Source organism: Actinomycetota bacterium, assembly GCA_018830725.1.
Lineage (GTDB): Bacteria > Actinomycetota > Humimicrobiia > JAHJRV01 > JAHJRV01 > JAHJRV01.
The window spans coordinates 1-26,318 of sequence record JAHJRV010000094.1; the positions used below are offsets into that span (position 1 = coordinate 1).

The 26,318-nt window shown below is 32.5% G+C and carries 17 protein-coding genes, 2 tRNA genes and 2 rRNA genes; 2 read left to right on the forward strand and 19 right to left on the reverse strand.

The features are described from left to right. The 5 genes from KKC53_04255 to KKC53_04275 all read right to left on the reverse strand — a co-directional run. Positions 1–2,223 (reverse strand): 23S ribosomal RNA (locus KKC53_04255); the annotation flags it as partial. Between the two features lie 297 nt (positions 2,224–2,520). Beyond that, positions 2,521–4,093 (reverse strand): 16S ribosomal RNA (locus KKC53_04260). A gap of 427 nt (positions 4,094–4,520) precedes the next feature. Beyond that, complete coding sequence (locus tag KKC53_04265; protein ID MBU2598378.1) at positions 4,521–5,147, reverse strand: DUF47 family protein; 627 nt, start codon at positions 5,145–5,147, stop codon at positions 4,521–4,523. 18 nt (positions 5,148–5,165) lie between these two features. Next, positions 5,166–6,152 (reverse strand): inorganic phosphate transporter, encoded by a 987-nt coding sequence (locus tag KKC53_04270; GenBank protein ID MBU2598379.1) that lies wholly within the window; start codon positions 6,150–6,152, stop codon positions 5,166–5,168. A 63-nt stretch (positions 6,153–6,215) separates the two neighbouring features. Then, entirely contained in the window at positions 6,216–7,472 is a 1,257-nt protein-coding gene (locus KKC53_04275; protein MBU2598380.1) for a tyrosine--tRNA ligase, read from the reverse strand. A gap of 551 nt (positions 7,473–8,023) precedes the next feature. Here KKC53_04275 and KKC53_04280 point away from each other — a divergent pair. Next, positions 8,024–10,843: a PBP1A family penicillin-binding protein gene (locus tag KKC53_04280; protein MBU2598381.1), complete on the forward strand. Its 2,820-nt coding sequence runs from the start codon at positions 8,024–8,026 to the stop codon at positions 10,841–10,843. Positions 10,844–10,893: 50 nt separating this feature from the next. Here the strand turns inward: KKC53_04280 and argF are convergent, their stop codons facing one another. The 7 genes from argF to thrS all read right to left on the reverse strand — a co-directional run bounded on the left by argF (position 10,894) and on the right by thrS (position 18,934). Then, entirely contained in the window at positions 10,894–11,820 is a 927-nt protein-coding gene (gene argF / locus KKC53_04285; protein ID MBU2598382.1) for an ornithine carbamoyltransferase, read from the reverse strand. Positions 11,821–11,842: 22 nt separating this feature from the next. Beyond that, a complete protein-coding gene (gene pheT / locus KKC53_04290) occupies positions 11,843–14,251 on the reverse strand; it encodes a phenylalanine--tRNA ligase subunit beta (protein MBU2598383.1) in 2,409 nt (802 codons plus the stop codon). A gap of 51 nt (positions 14,252–14,302) precedes the next feature. After that, positions 14,303–15,316: a phenylalanine--tRNA ligase subunit alpha gene (pheS, locus tag KKC53_04295; GenBank protein MBU2598384.1), complete on the reverse strand. Its 1,014-nt coding sequence runs from the start codon at positions 15,314–15,316 to the stop codon at positions 14,303–14,305. 242 nt (positions 15,317–15,558) lie between these two features. Beyond that, on the reverse strand, positions 15,559–15,918 hold the full coding sequence (gene rplT / locus KKC53_04300; GenBank protein MBU2598385.1) for a 50S ribosomal protein L20: 360 nt from the start codon (positions 15,916–15,918) through the stop codon (positions 15,559–15,561). A 26-nt stretch (positions 15,919–15,944) separates the two neighbouring features. Beyond that, the gene (gene rpmI / locus KKC53_04305; protein MBU2598386.1) at positions 15,945–16,139 is read right to left on the reverse strand and encodes a 50S ribosomal protein L35; all 195 of its coding nucleotides are present in this window, start codon (positions 16,137–16,139) and stop codon (positions 15,945–15,947) included. After that, positions 16,096–16,704 (reverse strand): translation initiation factor IF-3, encoded by a 609-nt coding sequence (gene infC / locus KKC53_04310; GenBank protein ID MBU2598387.1) that lies wholly within the window; start codon positions 16,702–16,704, stop codon positions 16,096–16,098. The genes rpmI and infC overlap by 44 nt, the downstream gene beginning before the upstream one ends. A gap of 259 nt (positions 16,705–16,963) precedes the next feature. Beyond that, positions 16,964–18,934, reverse strand: a complete 1,971-nt coding sequence (thrS, locus tag KKC53_04315) for a threonine--tRNA ligase (protein MBU2598388.1) — start codon at positions 18,932–18,934, stop codon at positions 16,964–16,966. Positions 18,935–19,262: 328 nt separating this feature from the next. Here thrS and KKC53_04320 point away from each other — a divergent pair, with 328 nt between their 5' ends. Beyond that, positions 19,263–20,459, forward strand: a complete 1,197-nt coding sequence (locus KKC53_04320) for a hypothetical protein (protein MBU2598389.1) — start codon at positions 19,263–19,265, stop codon at positions 20,457–20,459. A gap of 37 nt (positions 20,460–20,496) precedes the next feature. Here the strand turns inward: KKC53_04320 and KKC53_04325 are convergent, their stop codons facing one another. From KKC53_04325 to KKC53_04355, 7 genes are all read right to left on the reverse strand, one after another. Beyond that, positions 20,497–21,291: an HAD-IIA family hydrolase gene (locus KKC53_04325; GenBank protein ID MBU2598390.1), complete on the reverse strand. Its 795-nt coding sequence runs from the start codon at positions 21,289–21,291 to the stop codon at positions 20,497–20,499. A 23-nt stretch (positions 21,292–21,314) separates the two neighbouring features. Then, positions 21,315–22,070, reverse strand: coding sequence for a cobalamin-dependent protein (locus tag KKC53_04330; protein ID MBU2598391.1), 756 nt, complete (start codon positions 22,068–22,070; stop codon positions 21,315–21,317). Positions 22,071–22,099: 29 nt separating this feature from the next. After that, on the reverse strand, positions 22,100–23,614 hold the full coding sequence (locus KKC53_04335; GenBank protein ID MBU2598392.1) for a lysine 5,6-aminomutase subunit alpha: 1,515 nt from the start codon (positions 23,612–23,614) through the stop codon (positions 22,100–22,102). A gap of 142 nt (positions 23,615–23,756) precedes the next feature. Beyond that, positions 23,757–23,830: transfer RNA gene (locus tag KKC53_04340), tRNA-Cys, on the reverse strand. A 191-nt stretch (positions 23,831–24,021) separates the two neighbouring features. Then, a tRNA-Val gene (locus KKC53_04345) sits at positions 24,022–24,096 on the reverse strand. A 136-nt stretch (positions 24,097–24,232) separates the two neighbouring features. Then, positions 24,233–25,177: a P1 family peptidase gene (locus KKC53_04350; protein ID MBU2598393.1), complete on the reverse strand. Its 945-nt coding sequence runs from the start codon at positions 25,175–25,177 to the stop codon at positions 24,233–24,235. 295 nt (positions 25,178–25,472) lie between these two features. After that, positions 25,473–26,297 (reverse strand): energy-coupling factor transporter transmembrane protein EcfT, encoded by an 825-nt coding sequence (locus KKC53_04355; protein MBU2598394.1) that lies wholly within the window; start codon positions 26,295–26,297, stop codon positions 25,473–25,475. Between the last annotated feature and the right edge of the window lie 21 nt (positions 26,298–26,318).

Consider the following 26,318-nt stretch of genomic DNA (forward strand, 5'->3'; position numbering starts at 1 on the left):
CCCACCTATGCTACACATGATGAACTCAGACTCAGTGCCAAGCTATAGTAAAGCTCCACGGGGTCTTTTTGTCCTGTCGCGGGTAACCCGCATCTTCACGGGTATTTCAATTTCGCCGAGCCCCTCGTTGAGACAGCGTCCAAGTCGTTACACCATTCGTGCGGGTCGGAACTTACCCGACAAGGGATTTCGCTACCTTAGGACCGTTATAGTTACGGCCGCCGTTTACCAGGGCTTAAATTCAAAGCTTCGCATCCGAAGATGCTAACCTCTCCTCTTAACCTTCTGGCACTGGGCAGGTGTCAGCCCCTATACATCGTCTTTCGACTTAGCAGAGACCTGTGTTTTTAATAAACAGTCGCTTGAACCTGTTCGCTGCAACCTCTTCGTGCTTAAGGAGCAAGTCCTTTCACACTAACGAGGCACTCCTTCTCCCGAAGTTACGGAGTTAAATTGCCGAGTTCCTTAACCAAAGTTTTCTCGATCACCTTAGCATTCTCTGCCTGCCTACCTGTGTCGGTTTTGGTACGGGCACCTAGTTACTCACTAGAGGTTTTTCTTGGCAGTATAGGGTTTACCACTTCTCCAAAAAAGGATCGACATCACATCTCGGGCTTCATGTTTCCCGGATTTACCAAAGAAACACCCTACATGCTTGTTCGCGGACAACCATCGCCGCGTAGGTATACCTTCCTGCGTCACCCCATCGCTCAAACATAACTCGGTGGTACAGGAATATTAACCTGTTATCCATCGCCTACGCCTTTCGGCCTCGGCTTAGGTCCCGACTGACCCTGAGCGGATTAGCCTTCCCCAGGAAACCTTAGGCATTCGGTGGACAAGTTTCTCGCTTGTCTTTCGTTACTCATACCGGCATTGTCTCTTCTGTGCAGTGCACCAGATTTCACAATCTGGCTTCAACCCACACAGAATGCTCCCCTACCACTTAAGATGTTAAAAAATTAATATCTTAAATCCGTAACTTTGGTAATGAGCTTGAGTCCCATACATTTTCGGCGCAAAATCACTCGACCAGTGAGCTGTTACGCACTCTTTAAATGGTTGCTGCTTCTAAGCCAACATCCTGGTTGTCTGAGCAGTTTTACTTCCTTTACCACTTAGCTCATATTTAGGGACCTTAGTTGACGGTCTGGGCTGTTTCCCTCTTGTCTAACAAGCTTATCCCTGCTAGACTGACTCCCAAGTTCTAAAGTTATGGCATTCGGAGTTTAATTGGAGTTGGTAACCTTGTAGGGCCCCTATTCCATTCAGTGCTCTACCACCATAACCAAACACTTGAGGCTAGCCCTAAAGCTATTTCGGGGAGAACCAGCTATAACTGAGTTCGATTGGTTTTTCGCCCCTACCCACAGTTCATCCTCCAGATTTTCAACTCTGGTAGGTTCGGGCCTTCACGATGTCTTACCATCGCTTCACCCTGACCATGGGTAGCTCACTCAGCTTCGGGTCTATAACATGCAACTAAATCGCCCTATTAAGACTCGCTTTCGCTACGGCTCCAGTTTCCCTTTAACCTTGCTGCACATCATAACTCGCCGGTCCGTTCTTCAATAAGTACGCCGTCACTTCCGAAGAAGCTCCGACTACTTGTAAGCATACGGTTTCAGGTTCTATTTCACTCCCCTCCCGGGGTGCTTTTCACCTTTCCCTCACGGTACTAGTTCACTATCGGTCGATAGTTAATATTTAGCCTTACGAGGTGATCCTCGTTACTTCCAACAGGGTTTCTCGTGTCCCGTTGTACTCAGGTAGTTACCAGGAGATTAGGATATTTCGCTTACAGGGCTATTACCTTCTGTGGCTGAACTTTCCAGTTCAATTCTGCTATAACCTAATTATTGTAACTCCTTGATATCCCTACAGAGATATCTGGTAACCCCTATGACCTTTATCTAACAACATCTGTAGATTATTACGTTAGATAAGTTTAGGCTATTCCCCTTTCGCTCGCCACTACTAAGGGAATCTCTGACTTGATTTCTTTTCCTCAGGTTACTGAGATGTTTCACTTCACCTGGTTCCCCTCCATATCCTATATATTCAGATATGGATATCAGTGTATTAATACTGATAGGTTTCCCCATTCGGACATCTCCGGATCAAAGGCTGTTTGACGCCTTCCCGAAGCTTATCGCAGCCAACCGCGTCCTTCATCGGTTACTATCGCCAAGGCATCCACCATATGCTCTTAATAACTTGATTATGACTATTTCCTCTACTATCACTATGAAGTTTTCAAAGTACAAATTTATGATTAATTAATAATTTTAAACAAATTAATAGATGTAAAAAAAATACCCATCTTTTTATATTTTTTAATATTCAAATTAAATATTAAAAATACATTATTTTATTCATTATAGTTATATTTTATCTATAATAAATAACCTTGATTATTTGGATATATTTTTTTATTATGGATTCTTTTTATTATTTATTCCTTCAAAACTAAATAGCGCAATAGCATAGATCGACATTTAATCTAGAGAAACTCCCTAGAAAGGAGGTGATCCAGCCGCACCTTCCGGTACGGCTACCTTGTTACGACTTCACCCCAATCATCAAGCCCACCTTCGACAGCTGCCTCCCTTACGGGTTAGCACACTGGCTTCTGGTGTTCCCAACTTTCGTGGTGTGACGGGCGGTGTGTACAAGACCCGGGAACGTATTCACCGCGGTATAGCTGATCCGCGATTACTAGCGATTCCGGCTTCATGAAGTCGAATTTCAGACTTCAATCCGAACTTAGGCTTACTTTTTGAGATTTGCTCCACTTCACAGTCTCGCATCTCATTGTATAAACCATTGTAGCACGTGTGCAGCCCAGGACATAAAGGGCATACTGACTTGACGTCATCCTCACCTTCCTCCGGTTTAACACCGGCAGTCTCCCAAGAGTCCTCAACTTAATGTTAGCAACATGGGATAAGGGTTGCGCTCGTTGCGGGACTTAACCCAACATCTTACGACACGAGCTGACGACAGCCATGCACCACCTGTTCTGGCTCCCCGAAGGGTCGTTCACCTTTCAGATCACTACCACCAGAATGTCAAGCCCTGGTAAGGTTCTTCGTGTTGCATCGAATTGAGCCACATGCTCCACCGCTTGTGCGGGTCCCCGTCAATTCCTTTGAGTTTTAACCTTGCGGTCGTACTCCCCAGGCGGGGCACTTAACGCGTTAGCTACGACACAGGAAGAGTCGATATCTCCCTACATCCAGTGCCCATCGTTTACAGCTAGGACTACCAGGGTATCTAATCCTGTTTGCTACCCTAGCTTTCGCACCTTAGTGTCAGTATCGTTCCAGAGAGCCGCCTTCGCTAATGGTGTTCTTCTCGATATCTGCGCATTTCACCGCTACACCGAGAATTCCACTCTCCTCTCCCGACCTCAAGCAATCCAGTTTCGGATGCAATTTCTTAGTTTTTCTAAGAGATTTCACACCCGACTTGAAAAGCCACCTGCGTGCGCTTTACGCCCAATAAATCCGGAAAACGCTTGCCCCCTACGTATTACCGCGGCTGCTGGCACGTAGTTAGCCGGGGCTTCCTTACAGAGTACCGTCAATATTATAAGCTATTCACCTATAATACCTTCTTCCTCTATTGACAGGAGTTTACGATTCGAAAACCTTCATCCTCCACGCGGTGTCGCTGCGTCAGGCTTTCGCCCATTGCGCAAGATTCCCTACTGCTGCCTCCCGTAGGAGTCTGGGCCGTGTCTCAGTCCCAGTGTGGCCGACCGTCCTCTCAGACCGGCTACCCGTCTTAGCTTTGGTGAGCCTTTACCTCACCAACTAGCTGATAGGACATGAGCTCATCCAAAAGCAGAGGCTTAAAAAGCTACCTTTGAAAATCAAATCATGCGATCTGATTTTATTATCCGGTATTAGACTTCCTTTCGAAAGCTTATCCCGGTCTTTAGGGCAGATTACTCATGCATTACTCACCCGTTCGCCACTATTCTTTCAACGAATCTGCCGAAGCTTCATCAAAGAAAGAACCGTTCGACTTGCATGTATTAGGCACACCGCTAGCGTTCTTCCTGAGCCAGGATCAAACTCTCCGTGGTATTTAAGTTATCGAGATCCGAAAACCTCGTTAACTTACACGTATTAGAATTTAATCATCTTATTGTTTTATTTGGAGCAAAATGCTCCATCCTAGCTATGCGCTATTTAGTTTTCAAAGAACATAAATTTCAAAAGGTTATATAGTGTAAACAATTATATATTATTTTGTCAATACTTTTTTAAAATTTTTAATAACTCAATAGAAATGATCTTTTTTTAAAATAAAAATTGCCACCAAATATAGTGGCATGAGTTCACAAGATTTTTAAATGTATTAAAAATCCCTTTTCATCGCCTCCCATATTCAGTTTTATTTCTTGCAATTATGTATTTTATCATAAACATTTTTACCTTCAGTAACTATAGTATAACAGAAATTTTAAAAATATGTCAAGAAAAAAAAATTTTTTTAAAAAATTTTTAAAATTATGTCATTTTTACTACTATATCTGCTATGATATTTGCTGCTTCATCGCCCCTATCTGCAGCATTACTTAAATGTCTATATACCTCTCTCAACTTCAACATTTCAACTATATGTTCGACATCTTTAGGACCATGAAACAGATCTGAAATAGCTTCCCTATAGACTTTTTCAACCTTATTCTCTAAAGATTTTGCTCTATATGCATGTGTAGATGCAACACCTGGATTTTTTTCTAACCTCATTACACCTAAATGTATTTCATTCGCTGCCATTTTTAATAAGGTTGCCATTTCTTGAAGATAATTATTTGGTTCTACATCGAGAATAGACATTTCATCCACTGTACTAAATGCATAATCTATAACATCATCAATTGCTCTTGATAAGGCATAAATATCCTCTCTATCAATTGGAGTTATAAAAGTTTTTAAAAGTTCATCTATTAATATCCTTCTGATTTCATCAGCTTCTTTTTCTTTTTTATTTACTTCATCAGCATTTCCCTCACCTTTTTCCGTCATGAATTTCTCAAGAGCTTGCATCCCTTGTAAAGTTGCTTCAGCCTGTTTAATTAGCAATTTTAGAAATTTATCCTCTTTTCTTTTAAATAAGTTTTTAATTCCCACTTTATTTACTCCTTCTTTTTACAGATAATTATTAATTATATAATATAAACCTGCAGCTATTAAAGATGAAAAGGGAATTGTAATTATCCATGTCATTGCAATATTTTTTACAACACCCCACCTAACTTTTGATAATCTTTCCGCAGAGCCTACGCCTAATATAGATGAACTTACAACATGGGTAGTGCTAACAGGTCCTCCTAATAAAGCTGCCCCTAAAATTATAAAAGATGAGCTTAATTGAGCAGCAAAGCTGTGTACTGGTCTAATTTTATAGAATTTACCTCCTAAAGTTTTTATTAATTTCCAACCTCCAAAGAAAGTTCCCAGTGAAATAGCTAAAGCTGAGATAAATATTACCCATCCTGGTACAATAAATTCCTGTAGTTGCTTCGCTGTAACTAAAGCCATTGTAATAATTCCCATTGTTTTTTGCGCATCATTAGTTCCATGACTTAGAGATAATGCGGTTGTTGTTACTATTTGAATTTTTTTAAAGAATATGTTTATCTTAGAAGATGCTCCCTTTGATAAAAGGAGTATAATTCTCATGAAAAGATAACCAAAGATCAAGCCTAAAATTGGTGAAATCATTAGGAAAATCAAAATTTTTATAATACCTTCTGTTTTGATCATATCAAATCCATATTTAATTATCACAGAGCCTAAAAAACCTCCCACTAAAGCATGTGATGAACTTGATGGAATTCCAAAATACCATGTTATTAAATTCCAAATAATTGCTCCAAGCAATGCAGCTAATATTATCTTTAAAGTAATAGTTTTAGGATCAACAATATCTTCTCCAATAGTCTTTGCAACAGATACTCCAAAAATAAACGGTGCAACAAAATTAGCAATTGAAGCCAAAAATAGAGCACTTTTAGGACTCATTGCTCTTGATGATATCGTCGTTGCAACCAGATTGCTACTATCATGAATGCCATTTGATAAGTCAAATATTATTGCTAATATTATTAATACATATAATAGATTTTGATCCATAAATTTATCCAATCTTAAAAGCTAATTATAAAAATTATATTTAATCATCTTCAATTACTTATTTTAAATAAATATAATATATTCCCTTTTTCCTCGCTGCAATATTTTACCTTTTATTTCGTCAATGCTAAATTCTAAATCTATATTAGAGAGAATCTCGCCATCCAATCTAATACCACTTTGTTGGACTAACCTCCTCGCCTCACCATTTGTTTTTGCAAAACCAACTTCTCGAATTAATTTTATTAACCAGATTTTTTCATTTTTAAACAAGCTTGTTTTTAATTTAAAAGGTCGAGAAATTTTAGTTATCATTTCTTTGTCGAAAAAGTCAGATTTGAATTTTAAATTAAAAATTTTTTCAGCTTCCTGTCCTGAACCTTTTCCATGATAAATTTCAACTATATCTCTTGCCAACTTTCTTTTAACATTGCTGGGGTTTACCTTTCTTTCATTCACTTCTTTTTCTATTTTTTCTATCTCACTAATATCAAAAGTTGAAACTAATCTGAAATAGTCAAACATTATATCATCTGAAATTGACATAATTTTAGCAAACATAATATCTTTTTCCTCTGTAATTCCAATATAATTACCCAAACTCTTACTCATTTTTTCAATCCCATCCATTCCTACTAATAAAGGATATGTTATTACAACCTGTGGTTCCTGATTAAACTCCCTCTGAATATCCCTTCCAATTAATAAATTGAAGGTCTGGTCTGTTCCTCCTAATTCAATATCAGCTTTTATTGCAACTGAATCATATGCCTGCATCAATGGGTATAGTAGTTCCATTATGCTTAAGGGTAAATTATTTTTAAACCTATTAGAAAAATCTTCCCTTTCTAACAGTTGAGCTAAAGTATATCTTGAGGTTATATTTATTATGTCTTCTAATTTCATCGGTTCAAGCCATTTACTATTATTTACCATTTTAGTTTTTTTAATATCCAATATTCTAAAAGCCTGCTCACGGAATGTTTCAGCATTTCTTTCAATTTCCTCAATAGGAAGTTTAGGTCTCACTTTTGTTCTCCCACTTGGGTCCCCTATCCTTGTTGTGTAGTCACCAAGAATTAATATTGCAATATGACCTAAGTCTTGAAATTGCCTTAATTTATTTAAAACAACAGTATGACCTAAATGAATATCTGGGGCTGTTAAATCAATTCCCAATTTGACTCTTAAAGGTTCTTTTTTATTTATTGATCTGCGAAGTTTTTCTTTCAGTTCCTCTTTTGTAATTACATCAACAGATTTATCTATTACAATATTAAACTGTTTCTCTACCTCTTTTTTTAAAATATTATCTATCATTAAGAATCCCCTTACTCTAAGAATTATTTTTAAGAATGAAAATGGTTACTTCATTATATATAAAAAATATTTTGATTTTTTATTTTACAACTAATTTTTGCTTTTATAAAATGTACTATAAGCAAGACAAGTTTTCAGTTCACCCTTTTAAAAATAATATTATAAAATTTCCTCCCCCTCGATAGTGAAGGTTAAGGTTGTGGGTGATTAATTAAAAAATAATATTAAAAGTGTTAACCTAACTCGTTTATAATACATATAAAATATATAAAAATGAACAAAAAAGTAATATTTTTCGTCTAATAGGAAATATTATTAAGAATTGATATTGAAATTCCATAAAAATTAACACAATTTAATATAAAAAAGATTAATCAAGAATTTCATGTATAAAAAAGAGTGAAATCTCTTGTAAATAAATTATAAAATTATTTCTTAAATGCCATATTCACTCATTTTTAGAAAAATTTTTATAAATATATTATATTTAAAGCAAAATGTAAATTCTAAACAAGCTTAATGCTGATATAATATAACAAAAGGATGAAAAAATGACAAAACATAGAAAGAAAGTTGTAAATAGAAGAAGAAAAATCGCAAATTTTCTTAGAACTTTTAGTATAACAGCGTTATTACTTCTATTTGTTTCTCTCATCGCTAGTATAGTTATAATTGCTGGTTGCATGACCGACTTACCAAAATATGAAGACTTACAACCATCTATTCCAGATCAAACATCTAAAATATATGATATTAATAATAGGCTTATTACAACACTTTATGCTGAAGAAAACAGAGAACTAATACAATTTGAAGATATGCCAGTGAATCTTAGAAATGCTATTGTAGCAACAGAGGATAAAAGATTCTATCAACATCACGGAATAGATATAAGATCGATACTTAGAGCAATGTGGGCAAATATAAGACATAGAAGTATTGTTGAAGGAGGAAGCACCATAACTCAACAGTATGCTAAGAATGTATATTTTTCCCCCGAAAGAAAATTGGATAGAAAAATAAAAGAAGCAGCAATAGCTTATCAATTAGAAAAACATTTTACAAAAGACAAAATATTGGAAATGTATCTTAATACCATATATTTTGGAGGTAATGCTTATGGAGTAGAAGTAGCATCCCAAAACTATTTTGGTAAAAGTGCAAAAGATTTAAATTTGCAGGAATGTGCAATGCTTGCTGGTCTGATAAATTCACCAAATTTAAGTTCACCATTTGGAAATATTGAGCTTGCAAAAGAAAAAAGGGATATTGTCTTACAATTAATGTATGACCAGGGTTATATAACTAACCAGCAGATGATAGATGCAAAAACAACTCCTATTGAACTTAATCCTGCAACAAAACCCATTACAGATGCACCCTATTTTGTCGAATATGTAAAAGAATATTTAATAGATAAATATACATACGAACAGATTTTTAAGGGTGGATTTGAGATTTATACGACCTTAGATTTAGACATGCAAAGAGCTGCAGAAGAAGCTATAAATGAAGTTCTATTTGAGCCTACTGATCCATCTGCTGCATTAGTAGCAATTGATCCAAAAACTGGTTATATAAAAGCTATGGTTGGTGGAAGTGATTTTTCTAAAAACAAATTTAATATTGCAGCCCACGGAAAAAGACAGCCAGGATCAACCTTTAAACCTTTTGTTTTAACTACTGCAATTGAACAAAATATAACTCCAAGCAAAACTTTTAATCCAAATGGTCCCATTATATTGAAGAATCCGGGTGGACCTGATTGGCAGGTAGATAACTATGGAAATGCAAAATATGGAGAAAAAATGAGTGTTATTGATGCAACTATTCATTCTGTGAATGTTGTTTATGCTCAGTTGACTATGGAGGTTGGTCCTGAAAATGTAGCAAGAACTGCAAATAATATGGGTGTTTTAACTCCTCTTGAGTCAAATCCAGCAATAGGTTTAGGTGGTATAGGTGGCGTTTCTCCACTTGATATGGCGAGCTCCTTCTCAACTTTAGCTAATAATGGAACTTACTATAAACCAGTTTCTATTTTAAAGGTAAAAGATTCCGATGAAAATATTATTGAAGAGTATCAACAAGAACTCAAAAGACCTATAAGAGATTCTACTGCACATATGGTAACTGAAATTTTAAAGAGAGTTATTACAAGTGGGACTGGAAAAAGAGCAGATATCGGTAGACCAGCTGCTGGAAAGACAGGGACAACACAAGAATATACAGATGCATGGTTCGTTGGATATACCCCAGATCTTACAGCTTCTGTTTGGGTAGGTTTACCAGAAGAAACAAAACCTATGAGTAGAATAAGAGATACAATTGTAGTAGGTGGAACCTTCCCAGCTGATATATGGAGAGTATTTATGACTGAGGCATTAAAAGATATACCTGTAAGCGATTTTCCAAAACCCGAAAAACAACTTATTGAAGTTGAAGTTTGCAGCAGTTCTGGATTAATGCCAGGACCATTCTGTCCAGATAGTGAAAGACAATTTTTCTTATTTTTAGAAGGTACGAAACCAAAAATCTATTGTGATAAACATGATAAAATTACTATGCCCAATCTAATAGGTTTAGGTAAAGATGAAGCTATAAAAATCTTAGAATCCCTAAAATTAACAAATATTGAGATAATTGAGGAATTCAATTCAGATTATCCTAAAGGAAAAGTCTTCAAACACGAGCCAGCACAAAACGAATTGGCAGTTTCTGTTAATGGAGAGATACCAAAAGTTATGATTTTTATAAGCAAAGGTCCAGAAGAAAAGATGATGCCAGGCATTATTGGATTATTAGAAGCTAGCGCTTTAGAAAAACTTCAATCTTTAGGTTTTACAAATATAATTTCTACTTATGAATATAACAATGAAGTAGAAAATGGAATTGTTTTTGGTCAAACACCAAATCCAGGAGAAGTAATTAAATTAGGACAGGAGATTAATATAATAGTCAGTCAAGGTCCAAATCCTAACCAAGGACAAGTTCCAAATGTAATTGGTGAAAATATTGAAGACGCAAAAATTATTCTGCAAGAAACAGGATTTTTAAATATAGTAATAAATAAGATTCCAAGTCAGCAAAAAATTGGAACTATAATTACACAGAATCCAGCACCTGAACAATGGGTAAACTATGAAAGTGAGATATACCTGGAAGTAAGCAAGGGAGTTGAAGTTCCTAATGTAATCGGATTAAAGGAAAATAAAGCTATAAAAACACTTGAAGGACAAGGATTTGTTGTATATATCCAATATGGTAATTCAACTGAACCTGTTGATCAATCTTTAGTATATACACAAAAGCCTGATCCATTGACTTATGTAGAATACAACTCAACTGTTATTATATATGTCCAGGAATAGACTTAAAGTGTCCTCCTAAGAATTTTAAATGAGATTCTTTGTCTTGAAGTTTATGACCACATGTAGATAAGAAGAGCTATTTGAGTATGAAGTCTATTTTCTGCTTGATCAAAAACAACTGAACTTTCACCATCAATGACCTCAGAGATAACCTCTTCTCCCCTATGGGCAGGTAGGCAGTGCATAAAAATAGCATCATTTTTGGCAATAGACATTATATTGTGATTTACTTGAAATGGTGAAAAGGCTCTTTCTTTTTCTTCTCTACTCTCTTCCTGACCCATACTTACCCATACATCTGTATATATTACATCGCTATCTAATGCTGCAATTTTTGGATCATAAGTTATAGTTATTTTGCATTTATTATTAGCAGCAATTTCTTTTGCAGCTTCATAAACTTCTGTTTCTGGCTCATAACCGTGAGGACATGCTATATCTATATCAGCTCCAGACATTACTGCACCAATCATTAAAGAATGACAAACATTATTACCATCTCCTAAATAACCAATTTTCACATTTTTAATTTCTCCCTTCTTCTCCTTTATAGTAAATAGGTCAGCAAGGGCTTGGCACGGATGATACATATCTGTTAGTGCATTTATAACTGGAATAGAAGCATTATTTGCTAATTCTTCGACATCAGAATGAGAGTATGCTCTTATAACGATACCATCCAGATACCTTGAAAGAGTTTTTGCTGTATCAGATATGGTCTCTCCTCTTTTAAGCTGTAAATCTCTTGAACTAAGATATAATGATTTTCCATTTAACTTACTGATTGCTACCTCAAAAGAAACTCTGGTTCTTGTAGATGGTTTCTCAAAGATCATTCCAATATTTTTTCCAGAAAGAATATTCTTATATTGAGAGATATCTTTCTTCTTCACTTTTTCAGTTAAATGCAATATTTTACCTAATTCTTCACTATCAATATCAAGTAAAGTAAGAAAATCTTTGCCTTTCTTTAACATATTCTCTCCCTTTAATGATTTTTTATTCTCTTATTTTTGCACCTATTTTTTCTTTTAAAGCTTTTATAATTCTATTTGTAATTATATTTACCTCTCTATCAGTTAATGAACCTTTTGGGTCTCTGAAAGATAGGTTAAATGCCATGCTCTTCTTCCCTTTTTCTATCTGCTCGCCTCTATATATATCAAATAATCTTAATTCCTCAAGTTTTTTCTCACCTTCCTCTTTTACTATACCTGATATTTGAGACCAACTAACCTGTTCATCAACTACAATGGCTAAATCAATTACACTTTTAGGATGTTTTATGTTCTCTTGAAAGTACATACATTTCTGACTTTCTTCTATCAAAATATTACAATCCAGTTCCATTATATATATAGGCTTATCTAAATGAAAATTATTTTGAACCTCTGGATGAATTTGACCCAGTATTCCTAACTCTTTATTACCAATTAATATCTTTGCACTCTTCCCAGGATGAAAACTTGGATGAGTAAGTGGTAAAAATTTCAAATCCTTAATATAGAGTGATTCACATATCTTTTCCAATAATCCTTTTATTAAATAAAAATCTACTTCTTCAGCTTTTTCTAACCAATGAGATTGTTTTATTAAACCACACGCTACTACCCCTAAATATAAAGGTTCATCAGGAAGAAATTGACCTTCTTTTGGACGGAATTTCTTTGCTAACTCAAATATATAAATACTTGTCTCACCCCTAAAAAGATTTATCCTTACAGTATTTAAAAGACTTGGAATAAGTGTAGTTCTCATTATTGTATGTTCCTTAGTAATTGGATTCTGAAGTTCTATGGCATTTCTCAATTGATCTTTTTCATCTAAACGAAGTAGATCAAAACTTTTTGGATGGTCAAATGAAAAATTCCAAACTTCATAAAAACCCTGTGATATCATTACACTTTTTAAGTTTCTAACTATGTTTTGCTCTCTATTTAATCCGCCTTTTTGACTATGTACTGGTAAAATAGCTTGAATATTATCAAAATTATGCATTCTGGCAACTTCCTCTATTAAGTCTATTTCACTTCTTAAATCAGTTCTAAATGTAGGTATCTGAACTTCTATCACTTTCCTATTAACTTCTTTTAATTTTTTCACCTTTAATTCAAGAGAGTTAAGTATCTCCTCCATTCTTTCTTGTTTAATATCTATTCCAATAATTTTATTAGCTCTTTCAGGTCTGAGTTTAACAGACCACTGAGAAACTGGATCGGGATAGATATCTATCACTCCTTTAATAATATTCCCATCTGTATAATTATTTATTAATTGAGCACATCTATTTAATGCAAATATTGTTGAATTCGGATCCAGTCCCTTCTCAAATCTATTTGAAGCTTCAGTTCTAAGTCTTAACTTTTTGGAAGTTCTCATAATATTAGCTTGATTAAAATTGGCAGATTCTATTAATACTCTTTTAGTTGAATAAGTAACTTCAGATTCAAGTCCTCCCATTACTCCAGCAATAGCTATGGGATATTCTTTATCAGCAATTACCAGCATCGATGAATCCAGATTTCTCAAATTGCCATCTAAATTTAATATCTTTTCTCCTTCTTTAGCTTTTCTAATTACAACCTTTTTCCCACCAATTTTTTCAAAATTGAATATATGTAAAGGTTGACCCATTTCCCACATCACAAAATTAGAAATATCAGCTACACAATTTATTGGTCTTATTCCAATTGATTTTAGAAGAACTTGCATCCAGAGAGGTGTCTTCTTCATTTTAATATCATCAACTATCTTAGTACTATATCTTGAACAAAGTTTTTTGTCTTCAACTATAACCTCAACAATATCATCAATTTTTGGTCCTTTTTCCTCCAAGATAACCTCTGGAATTTTTAACGAACTATTAGAGAATGCAGCAACTTCTCGAGCAATACCAATTACTCCTAAACAATCAGGTCTAATAGGTGTTATTTCCAAATCATAGATATAATCGTTTATCTCTAATATATCTGCTAAATCCTGACCTATTTTAAATGTATTATCTAAAATTAGTATAATGTCTTCTTCCTCACCTAAGTCTAATTCTATCGAGGAACATAGCATTCCTTGTGAATTTATACCTTTTACCTCTCTTTTGTTGATATTTTGGTTCTTTATTTTTGAACCTACAACTGCAACTGGTACAAGATCTCCTTCCTTTATATTATGCGCTCCACAAACAATGGATAGCTTCTCTTTCCCAATATCTACTTCACATAAAAGTAATTTTTCACTATTGGGATGCAGCTTTATTTTTAGAATCTTTCCAACCAATACATTATTAAAAGTCGCTTTACGTAAAGTTACTGTTTCAACTCTTGTTCCTGATACATTTAATGCCTCTGAAAGTTTTTGAGGTGATAAATCAAAATCTACATATTTTTTTAACCATTTATAAGGTATCTTCAATTCAAACTCCCATTTTATATTTAACTAACTTTTAAATATTTATATTTATTATTAAAATTGCTTTAAAAATCTTATGTCATTTTCAAAAAATAGTCTCACATCATTTATTTTATATTTAAGCATAGCAATTCTTTCCACACCCATTCCAAATGCAAAACCGGTAAACTCTTCTGAATCAATCCCTACATTCTCTAAAACATATGGATGAACCATTCCTGAACCTAAGATCTCAATCCATCCAGTTTTTTTACAAACTGAACAACCTTTTCCAATACATTCTTGACACTGTACTAATACTTCAGCACTCGGTTCCGTATAGGGAAAATAGCTCGGAAGTAGCCTTACTTTAGTACCCTCTCCAAATACTTTTTCAGCAAAAACTTGTAATGTGGCTCTTAGATGAGACATAGAGATACCTTTATCAACTGCAAGTCCCTCAATTTGTGTAAACATTGAAGAATGGGTTGGGTCAATATCATCTCTCCTGAAAACCCTGCCTGGTGAAATAATATATAAAGGAGGTTTATGTTTTTCCATAAATCTAACCTGAACTGGTGATGTATGGGTTCTTAAAGGCATTTTTTCTGTAATAAAAAGTGTATCCTGTAATGTCCTTGCTGGATGATCTGGTGGTATATTTAATGCTTCAAAATTATAATAATCCGACTCGACTTCTGGACCCTCTACTACTGTATAACCCATTCCAATAAAAATATCGATTATTTCATTAATTGTTTTAGTTATTAAATGAAGTTTTCCTAATTGTAATTGCCTTCCAGGAAGAGTTATATCTATTTCTTCTTTAAGAATCTTTTCCACTACTTTTTTCTTTAAGTTATTTTTTTTCTCTTTAACAATTTCTTCTATCCTTTTACTTGCTTCATTTGCCTTTTTCCCAACTAATGGTCTTTTATCTTTGGGCAGAGAACTGAGTGATCTTAAAATGTATGTTATTTTACCCTTTCTTCCTAAATATTGATAATATATTTTCTCAAGTTCATCAATGGTTGATGCTTTCTCTGTTTCAATTAAACTATCTTTTAAGTATTTCTCTATATCCTTTATATAATTATCATTACTTTTTTCAATCATAAATTACCCCCTAAATCTTTAAATCTATATCCCTTTGCAAGTTTCAGTATCTTTTTTTCTTCTTATGTTTAAGTATACCTCTTTTTACTCTGACCATTTATTTTATTTATTATTAAAAAACCCCTCGCCTTAGGACGAAGGGTATTTCTCCGTAGTACCAACCTAAATTGGTTATTGAATAACCCACTCAGTGCTAAGTACTTAACTGTAAAAAATTATGCTGAAATTTTTTCCTTTGCAATATCTACAAGTTTAGAAAAAGCTTTTGGATCATTTATTGCAATCTCAGACAAAACCTTTCTATTTATATCTATTTCAGCAAGTCTAAGGCCATTTATAAATCTTGAATAACTCAACCCATGTTCTCTAACAGCTGCATTAATTCTCATTATCCATAATCTTCTAAAATCCCTTTTTCTTCTTTTTCTATCCCGATATGCATATTTCATAGATCTTAAAACTTGAGTCTTCGCTACCCTATAATTCTTACTTTTTGAACCTCTATATCCCTTTGCAAGTTTCAGTATCTTTTTTTTCTTCTTATGTTTAAGTACGCCTCTTTTTACTCTAGTCATGTTAACTCCATTAAATATATAAAAAGTCAAATACCTAATTTTTGTCTTGTTACTTTAGTGTCACACTTATTTAGGGTTTTTTCCGTTTTTAAACGCCTTTTTCTTACAGATGACTTTTTCATCAACTTTTTACTCATTGTTGGACTTTTATGCACAATTTTTCCACTACCACTAATTTTAAATCTCTTTGCTGACCCCTTGTGAGTCTTCATCTTTGGCAATTTCTTTCTCTCCTTTGCTTTTTTTTCTGGTGGGAGCTAATAACATTACCATATTCTTTCTATCTATAGCCGGAGAAGATTCTATCTCCCCTAATTCTTCAACTTCAAGAGCCACTCTATTTAATAATTCCCAACCTATATCAGTATGAGCTAACTCTCTTCCCCTAAATATCACACTTATCTTTACTTTAGCCCCTTTATTTAAAAATCTTTTAACATGTTTTATCTTTGTTTTTAAGTCATGATCATTAATTTTAGGTTTTAACTTGATCTCTTTAATTACTATCTGTGTCTGCTTCTTCTTAGCCTTCTTCTTCATCAAATCCTGTTTGTATTTATACTTTCCAAAATTCATTATTTTACAAACTGGTGGTTTTGCATCTGATGCTACTTCTATTAAATCTAAACCCATCTCATGTGCTGTAACCAGAGCTTGTTTTAATGAAACTATTCCCATCTGCTCTTTATCTGGTCCTATTAACCTAACAACATCAGCTCTTATTTCATCATTTATTTTTGGGAGCTTTATAATGTCTTTACCTCCATAATTTACGAATTTAATTATTTAAGTTTTAGTACTAATTACGATTAGTAATTTTTATTCCTTCTGAACTTTTTTTGTTTTTACCTTTATCCTTTTTAATTTTAATATTAAAAATGGCGGCAGAAGCCGCCCTTTAACTTAACTACCAAACTAATAACAATTATGCATTGTTTGGTGAGAAGATTTTTAGCTCCTGCTTAACAAATATAAAATTGTAGGTATTATACATATATTTTTTATTTTTGTCTACTAAAAAAAATTAATTGTTGTTACTACTTATTTAATCATCTTTATGACATACTTTACTTTTTGTAGATCTGTTTTTTAGTTCTAAGTCAATTTCTTCTAAAAATTTCTCAACTGGAATTGGTCCCAGATCTAATTCTGATCTGCATCTTACCGCTACACAATTTGTGCTAACCTCTTTATCTCCAATAACCAACATATATGGAATTTTCATAACCTGTGCATCTCTAATTTTTTTACTAACAGTTTCCATCCTGTCGTCTAAATCCACTCTTACACCTGTTTTTTGTAAATAATCCATTACTTTTAAAGAAAAGTTTTTATGTTCATCAGTAATTGGAATTAATATAACTTGAACAGGTGCAAGCCAGGTTGGAAAAGCTCCCTCATAGTGTTCAACTAATATACCTAAAAATCTTTCAATACTTCCTAATATAGTTCGATGAATCATAACTGGGCGATGTTTTGCGTTATCCTCTCCAGTATAATGTAGATCAAAAGCTTCAGGCATAGCGAAATCCAATTGTATAGTTGCACACTGCCAGGTTCTTCCTAAATTATCAAATATGTGAAAATCTATCTTTGGACCATAGAATGCACCTTCACCAGTATTTATTGTATATTCAACATCTTTATGGTCTAATGCATCTTTTAATGCAGCCTCTGCTCTTTCCCATATATCCAAAGAACCCATATAATCATCTGGGCGAGTTGAAAGCTCTATTTTATATTCCTTAAATCCAAATTTATCGTAAATATAAATTACAAAATCTATTGTCTCTATTAATTGCTGTTCAATTTGAGAAGGTAAACAAAAAATGTGAGCATCATCCTGAGTAAAACCTCTTACTCTAAATAGACCATGAAGAACTCCTGACAATTCATATCTATGAACTATCCCCAACTCAGCCCATTTTAAAGGCATATCTTTGTATGAACGGGGTTTAGTTCTGTAAATTAATACACCCCCTGGACAATTCATTGGTTTTACAGCAAATTCTCTACCACTTTTCTCTAAAAAATACATAAGTTCTTTGTAATGATCCCAGTGACCTGACATCTGCCAAAGATTTTTATCTAAAAGTATTGGAGTTCCTACTTGCTCATATCCCCTTTTTAAAAGTTCTTCTTTCAAAAAATCTAAAATACTGTTTATTACAATCATTCCTTTAGGATGAAAAAATGGAAAACCGGGTCCCTCTTTATGAAAACTATATAAATCAAGTTCCCTACCCAATTTTCTGTGATCTCTCTTTGCTGCTTCTCTAAATTTTTGCAAATATTCTTCCAGTTCTTCTCGAGTAGTAAATGCAGTTCCGTATATTCTCTGAAGCATAGGATTTCTTTCGTTACCTCTCCAATATGCTCCAGCTATACTTAATAGTTTAAAAATTTTAACCTTTCCTGTTGATGGTAGATGTGGTCCCCTACAGAGGTCTATAAAATCACCCTGTTCATATAAACTAACAATATCTTCCTCAATATCATTTATTAAATGCTGTTTATAAGTTTCACCGGAAAAAATATTTTTTGCTTCCTCCTTGTTGACTTGTTTTCTTATTATTGAGATATCTTTTTTTACAATCTCCCTCATTCTTTTTTCAATTTTTTCTAAATCTTCAGGTATAAAAGGTTTTTGGGGATCAAAATCATAGTAGAAACCATTTTTTATTGTTGGACCTATAGCTATTTTAACTCCAGGAAAAAGTTCATATACTGCATTCGCCATAACATGAGCTGTAGTATGTCTTAAAATGTTTAATCCATCCTCATCTTTATATGTAACTGGTTCTAAGACTGCATTTTCTGTTATTATGTGAGATAAATCCAATAATTTATCATTTATCCTTATAGCTACAACCTCCTCAAGATTTGCTATATCAAATGACTTTAAAACCTCAATTGCACTCACATTCTTATGAAATTTTTTAACATTGTCTGGAGAAATTTTTATTTCTATTAACTCATTATTATCTCTTCTATCTTGTTTATTTCCTGTTCTCATAATTTATCTTCCTTAAACTTTAATTTAATTTATATATTTTAATTATAAATAATACCAAATTAGTTGAATTATAAACAAGTTAAATTAACACTTTGTTTATTGTTCTTTATTTTTTCAACCTAACCTTAGCTTCACTAAGAGTAAGTTTTACCTTCTCCCCATTAAGAGGAAGGAAAGGAAATTTTAAAATTAATAATTCACCAAGAGAAGATGAAAATTTTAATTAACAATCTATTATAATATACTCAGATTTTTTTATATTATAATGTATTAAATTATTACTAAAAAAATACTAATTAACTAGATTAAAAAATATTGTGAAACTAAATTGGAAAATAATTATTATGTTTTAGGTATAGATGAGGCAGGATATGGACCAGATATTGGTCCACTTGTTGTAACATCTTCACTTTTTAAACTTAGTGAAAAATACCATTCAGAGAAATTTTGGGAGACTCTTTCTGAAATAGTCTCAAAAAAAACAAAAGAGTTTCCAGAAAAAGTAATAGTTTCAGATAGTAAAGATATATTTAAAAATCATCCAAAAAACTATTTAATAGGTGAAATTACTGCTTTGTGTTCTTACTGTCTCTTATATCCTGTGCCACTTAATTTTCAAGAATTCCTACAAAATATATTCTTAGATAACTTAGATTTATTTCAAAAAAGATGCAAAACTTTTAGCAAATACGCATATAGAATGTGTTGGGGTAATAACAATTTTTTTTCTGAAGATCCTTTAAATTCTAAAAATTTAAATCCAAAACCCTATATTAATGATTTATTCCCAAAACTAAAAAAAGTTATAAAAAGTTCAGGAATTGATTTAATAGATATAAAAAGTATAGTTTTATGTCCACATTTATGTAATGAATCAATTACTAAAAAGGGGAAACTTTTTTTAAATTACTTACAATTTGAGAGATTAATAGAAAATGCTTTAAAAATGATTTTGATAGAAAATATTTCAGTTAAAGATAAAGAAGAGACAGTAAAGTTAGAAAAAAAATATAAAAAAGAAACTATAAATTTTAAAAAGAATGAGCAAAAGAATAATTTAAATTCAATTTTTGTAATTGCTGATAAGCTTGGATCAAAAAAATATTATATTAATTATCTTAAAAGTGGATTGCTTGGAAATTTCAAAATAAAAATTTTGGAACAAGACAAAAATATATCAAATTATAGAATATTAAAAGATAGTAAATTATCAAGTAATCTATTAAATAGTTTAGATAGAATATTAAATAATTTAGAAATAAGAATATCATTCATAAAGGAAGGCGACAAAACCCACTTCCCCATTGCTTTATCTTCTGTTTTTTCAAAATACATTCGTGAGAGATTCATTAAAAATATAAATGAATTCTTTGCAACAAAAATTCAAAATTTAAAACCAACAAAGGGGTATGCATATAAAATAGAAAAATTTATTGAAGTTACAAATGATGTAAGAAAAAAATATGATATTGCTACAAATTGTTTTTTAAGAAAAAGGGATAGTCTCTTGCGCTTATTTGATTAATTAGACTCTTCCACTCCACTTAGATTGACAATCTGATTTATTCTTTAAGGAAGGACCAGATTCCATCTAAAATCCAATCAGGTTTTATTTCTGATTTACTTACTTCTTCCCTGCTAACTACTCCTGTAAGTACTAATGCAGTAGAAATACCTGCTATTTTACCTGCTAAAATATCTGTTTCTAATCTATCTCCAATAATTAATGTTCGTTCTTTATTACTATTAAATTTGGAAATAGCAATTTCCATAATATAAATATTTGGTTTTCCAATAACTTTTGCTTTTACTTCAGATGCGGTTTCAATAGATGAAACTATTGCTCCTGCTCCTGGAATTTCTCCTTCTGGGGTTGGAAATGTAGCATCATAATTTGTAGCAATAAAAATTGCGCCATTTCTAACGGCAAAATTGGCAATTTTCATCATTTCATAATTAAAGTTTGGGTCTTTTCCTACAATAACAAAATCAGCTAAATGTGCATCCTTACCATCGATTAAATTCAACCCTATTTTTCTAATCTCATCCTTTAAAGCTCTGGCTCCAATAACATATGCTTTTTTACCTTCGATATTGTAGTTTTCATAAAGGTATTTTGCTGTAGCTGTTGATGATGTTATTATTTTGTCATCATCCACTATTATATTCATAGACTTTAATTTCTTCCTATAACCTTTGCTATTTCTTCCAGAGTTATTAGTTAAAAAAATAAAATCTTTATCTCTTTTTTTTAACTCATTAATAAATTCCTTGGCTTTATGGATAGGTTCATCTTGAATATATATAACTCCGTCTAAATCTATTATAAAATTTTGAAATTTTTCTATTAATTTCATCCTTAATAATCCTTTTATATGCATTACAAATCAGATAGAAATTTTCTTTTTTTCTTCTTTCTATTTAGAAATTCATTAACTATATAACTGGCAACCATTGTTGGGGTTGTGCCAGAACCAAATCCAGAATCATATCCTAATTCTTTTGCAAGAGCATTAGAAATTCTTGGACCACCACAAATTAAGATAATCCTGTCCCTTACACCCTCTTCTTCAAGTAATTCCAGAAGTTTTGATAAATTATATATATGAATATTTTTTTGAGTGATAATCTGAGAAATCCCAACTACATCTGCTTTTATGCTCAATGCTTTCTTTATAAGCTCCTCTGATGGAACCTGGGAGCCTAAATTGATTGCATTGAAGAAATTATAACTTTCCAGACCATGGTCTCCTGCAAAACCTTTTGCACTTAAAATAGCGTCTAATCCAACTGTATGAGCATCAGATTCAATTGCAGCTCCTACTATAGTTATCTTTCTTCCTATTTCATTTTTAACAATTTTCTCCATCTCTTCATGACTTAATATTTTGTGTTCTTTAGCTTTAATCTTTATTTGGTCTATTTCTATCTTATGTTTGCAACTTCCATATATAACAAAAAAAGTAAAATCGGGATCAAGACTTTCCTGCTTAACAATTTTTGGTTTTATTATCCCCATTTTCTCACAATATTGAGTAGCTATAGCTGTAGCTCTATCATCATTCTTTATCGGAAGCGTAAAACTAATTTGGACCATTCCATCATTCAAACTATCACCATATGGCCTTATCTCCATAACAGATTACCCCCAGATTTAATAGCTAATTAAACATTTTTAAGCTCTTTGAAGAAAGGATTAAAGTAGTCTTCTTTCTTTTTTATAACGCCATCTAATCCTCTCCCGGAATTTGTATCCCTTTTTATATCTGCAAAAATACCCTTTTCTATTGCTTTAAAAAGTCCAATATCATCAATCTCTTCAAGAAGATTAACTGCATTTTTCAATACCTGATTTGCTCTTTTAACAATCTTGCTATCTTTATTAAAACTTATTTGTTCTCCAAGATTTTTAGCACAGTTAAAAATGTATTTTGCATTTTTTATACTAATAAATCTATCCTGTAAAAATGGTGTATGAATAGCTTCAGTAGACATACCTAATAACTGAATTTCCTGATTAGTTAAAATACCTGTAAAATTGAACATTCCATCTAAAAGATTTGAGAAGAATATATCACCTGTTTTATAAACTGTTGGTGGCATATATTTTATTGGATAATCTGGAAACAAGTCTCTTACAAGTTGCGCATGAGCTATTTCATAAATAAGAGAATCCTCTAAATGTGGATTTATCTGAAATGCATGACCTAATCCTATCTGTTCAGCTTTCAATCCGGAGAAAATAGCAAATTGTTCATTTATTAATTGTGATGCAATTACAGTATGAGCAGCTTTATAAGCATTGGCTGTTGTCAAATAGTTGTCTTCACCTGTATTAATAATCACACCTGCAGCTGCATTTATCATTCTTGAAAAATATTGGTCTATAAATGTTCTTTTTGTATTTATCCCTCTAAAAATGATTCCGTATAGACTATCGTTTAGCATCATGTCTAATCTCTCAAATGCTCCCATCACTGCAATCTCTGGCATAGCCAACCCTGAACAATAATTTACCTGTCTTATATACCTTCCTACCTCATCAGCTACTTCATCAAGAGCTTCTCTCATTACCTTAAAGTTTGCTTGAGTTGCATATGTTCCACCGTAGCCAGTTGTTGTTATACCATATGGAACATAATCTAATAAGCTCTGAGCTGTGGAGCGAATTACTGCTATAACATCTGCTCCCTCTCTAACTGCTGCTTTTGCCTGTACTACATCCTCATATATATTTCCAGTGGCTACAATGACATACAACCAGGGTTTTTTAGGATCTCCTAATTTTTTAATGAGTTCAGTTCGCTCATCTCTTTTCTTTTTGATTAACAAACATGAATTTTTCACTACTTTGTTAATTTCAGGAATTACCTTTTCCTTCTCAAGCTTTGATACTTTTTCTAAATCAATTTCTTTTTGTGAAATCATCTCAGATAATATTTGAGCATTCACATCATAAAAACACATAGCATTAACAAAGGGATATAATATTCCAGAGCCAAGCTCGTTTATAAAACTATCTACCACTACATTTAGTAATGGAACATCATCTTTATTAACTCCATCAACACCTAAAAGTCTAATTGTTGCTCTTTCAATTGTAGTTGTAGTATTTTTATCAATAAAATTCTGAACTTTAGAAGCTATTCTGTTTGCATAATCCCTAGCTTTTTTCACCATATTTTTGTCCAAAATTAATTTAGCCAATTTAAACTCCTGATTTATGATAGATATTGAATTTAGAATTTAAACTTATGTAATTTTTATTTTAAAAGAATAACAATAGCATTGTTAAGAAAATAAAGAATATTTTGAGCAAAAATGGAGGCGGCACCCAGATTCGAACTGGGGATGGAGGTTTTGCAGACCTCTGCCTTACCACTTGGCGATGCCGCCTTCAAAAATATCAATTTTTTTCATATATTAAAATTATTTTAACATTTTAATACTAAATTTGCTATTTTTGTCTTTAGTAAGAGAAATTAATTTCCTATATTTTAATCAATTTCAATTGTTAATCAAATCGTAGTTACAAAATTTAAATCTATCTCATTAATAGTATTATTTAAAAGTTTCACTCATAAAAATGGTGGGCGTTAGAAGATTTGAACCTCTGACCCCTTCCGTGTCAAGGAAGTGCTCTCCCCCTGAGCTAAACGCCCACATATATTCCAAAATATTTTAGCACTAATTTATAAGACAATTCAACTAATATAACTATCATTCTAAACTAATTTCTATTGTGTCGTTCTGAATGAAGCGAAGCAAAATGAAAAATCTTAATAAAAAATATTTTTGTTATTTTTTTAGAATTTGGTGTATGTCTTTTACTCCCCCTAAGCTTTTTGCTTCCTTAACAGCATTTCTAATAGCTCTTGCTGTAACTTCTGCTGCTGCTGTTCCTATAACAACTGTAGGAGCTTTCTTTTTGCCAACAGACAATACAAAGGTTGTATCTCCGTCATATTCAGTATGGACAGGCGAAATTGCTCTTGCAAAACCATCATGTGCCATCTGTGCAACTTTTGTTGCAGATGCTTTGTCAAGAGAAACATTTGTAGTTATTACAACAATAGTTGTGTTTTCGCCAAATTTTGATACTATTTCTTCTCCCTCTAATACAATAGACTTACTATTTAAAAAGCCTTTTTCTGGATGATAAGCACCTGCTAATATTGAACCATTTTCTCTTATTATATCCCCAAAAGAATTTACAACAGCTATTGCAAAGATTTCGATACCACCTGATAAATTAAGTATAGCCTTTCCAACTCCGGATTTCATCATAAATGAATTTCCTAAAATTTTTCCTACAGTGGCACCAGTACCAGCACCAACACTTCCAACTTCAAATCCTGATGATGATGCATTTTGACAGGCAAAATAACCTTCTTTTTTTCCAGGACGAACTTTTTTATTACCTATGTTTAGATCAAATAATATAGCAGTTGGAACAATGGGAACTTTTCCATAGGGTGTTTCAAACCCAATATTCTTCTCTTCTAAATATTTCATAACCCCATCAGCAGTAGAGAGACCAAAAGCACTCCCTCCAGAGATGCAAATAGCATTTATTTTTTCAACCATACATGTTGGTTTTAAAAGATCAGTTTCCCTGGTTCCAGGAGCTCCTCCTCTTACATCTACTCCGCAAACTGCACCAGCTTCTGGAAGTAAGACTACAGTACAACCCGTAATTGCATTTTTATCTGTATAATGCCCCACTTTGATTTTAGATAGCATTTTTCCTCCTCTCCTAACATATTGTAAAGCTCTTTTTAGTGATAAATATCTTGATAAAGATTTAAGAAAATTTCTAAGCTTTAACAATTTAGAGTATCTAATTATAAAAAAATCTAAAAATTTTATTTTTAAAAATTCAAATTCCATTAAATTCTTTAATATATTTAATGAGATTGCTTCGGGACTTTGTCCCTCGCAATGACATTTTAAAAATTACTTACAATGATAATTTAAATCTATCTTCTCACAATAATAATTTATTAGCTCAATATCTATATAAATAATATTAAAAAAGTTACGGGAGCCTAAAATATCTGATTGTTAAAAATGTTAGAGAAAAAAATAATACCGTAAAAATAAAAGAAGTAAAATCGAGAATTTTTAATTTTTTTGCAATTCTTCTTGTTCTACCTTTTCCTCCTCTATAACATCTTGACTCCATTGCTAAAACTAAGTCTTCTGCTCTTCCATAAGCACTTATAAATAATGGAATTAATAAACCTGACAGTTTTATTGCTCTAACTATAAAATTACCTTTATCTAAATCAGCTCCTCTTGCTATTTGAGCTTTCATTAACCTTTCTAGTTCCTCTACTAACGTTGGAACGAACCTAAAAGCTATTACTCCAACCATAATAATTTCATGAGATGCAAACTTTATTTTTTGTAAGGGAAGAATTAACCTTTCAATTGCATCAGTAAAGCTTACTATCTCTGTAGTAAGGAAAAAGATAGATGAAATAAAATATATTAATATCGCTTTAAGCATCATAAAACAAGAAACCTTAATACCTAAAACAGAAATCTTTATAAAATTCCATTGAAAAAGCATTTTACCTGGCTCACCTATATAAAAAATAACTTGAAAAATCCAGATTAAAATTATTATTGGAAGAACTGGTTTTAATCCCTTTAAAATGTAAAAAAATGAGCTATTAGATAATTTTATAATAAGAAGCAAAAATAAACTTATAAAAAATATACCTGAGAAAGTTTTTATAAATGATATAAAAACTATGATCATAATTAATAATATTACTTTTATTCTAGGATCAATTTTATGGATTAAGGAATCACCTTCTCTATAAAATCCAAAAATTGTGTTTTTATGCAACTCCAATTTTTATACTCCAATATAAAA

Coding starts and splice junctions, on each gene's coding strand:
- KKC53_04270 (MBU2598379.1), bottom strand. CDS start 6,152: ATGGATCAAAATCTATTATATGTATTAATAATATTAGCAATAATATTT.
- KKC53_04275 (MBU2598380.1), bottom strand. CDS start 7,472: ATGATAGATAATATTTTAAAAAAAGAGGTAGAGAAACAGTTTAATATT.
- KKC53_04280 (MBU2598381.1), top strand. CDS start 8,024: ATGACAAAACATAGAAAGAAAGTTGTAAATAGAAGAAGAAAAATCGCA.
- argF (MBU2598382.1), bottom strand. CDS start 11,820: ATGTTAAAGAAAGGCAAAGATTTTCTTACTTTACTTGATATTGATAGT.
- rplT (MBU2598385.1), bottom strand. CDS start 15,918: ATGACTAGAGTAAAAAGAGGCGTACTTAAACATAAGAAGAAAAAAAAG.
- thrS (MBU2598388.1), bottom strand. CDS start 18,934: ATGAGAACAGGAAATAAACAAGATAGAAGAGATAATAATGAGTTAATA.
- KKC53_04325 (MBU2598390.1), bottom strand. CDS start 21,291: ATGAAATTAATAGAAAAATTTCAAAATTTTATAATAGATTTAGACGGA.
- KKC53_04330 (MBU2598391.1), bottom strand. CDS start 22,070: ATGGAGATAAGGCCATATGGTGATAGTTTGAATGATGGAATGGTCCAA.
- KKC53_04335 (MBU2598392.1), bottom strand. CDS start 23,614: ATGGTGAAAAAAGCTAGGGATTATGCAAACAGAATAGCTTCTAAAGTT.
- KKC53_04350 (MBU2598393.1), bottom strand. CDS start 25,177: ATGCTATCTAAAATCAAAGTGGGGCATTATACAGATAAAAATGCAATT.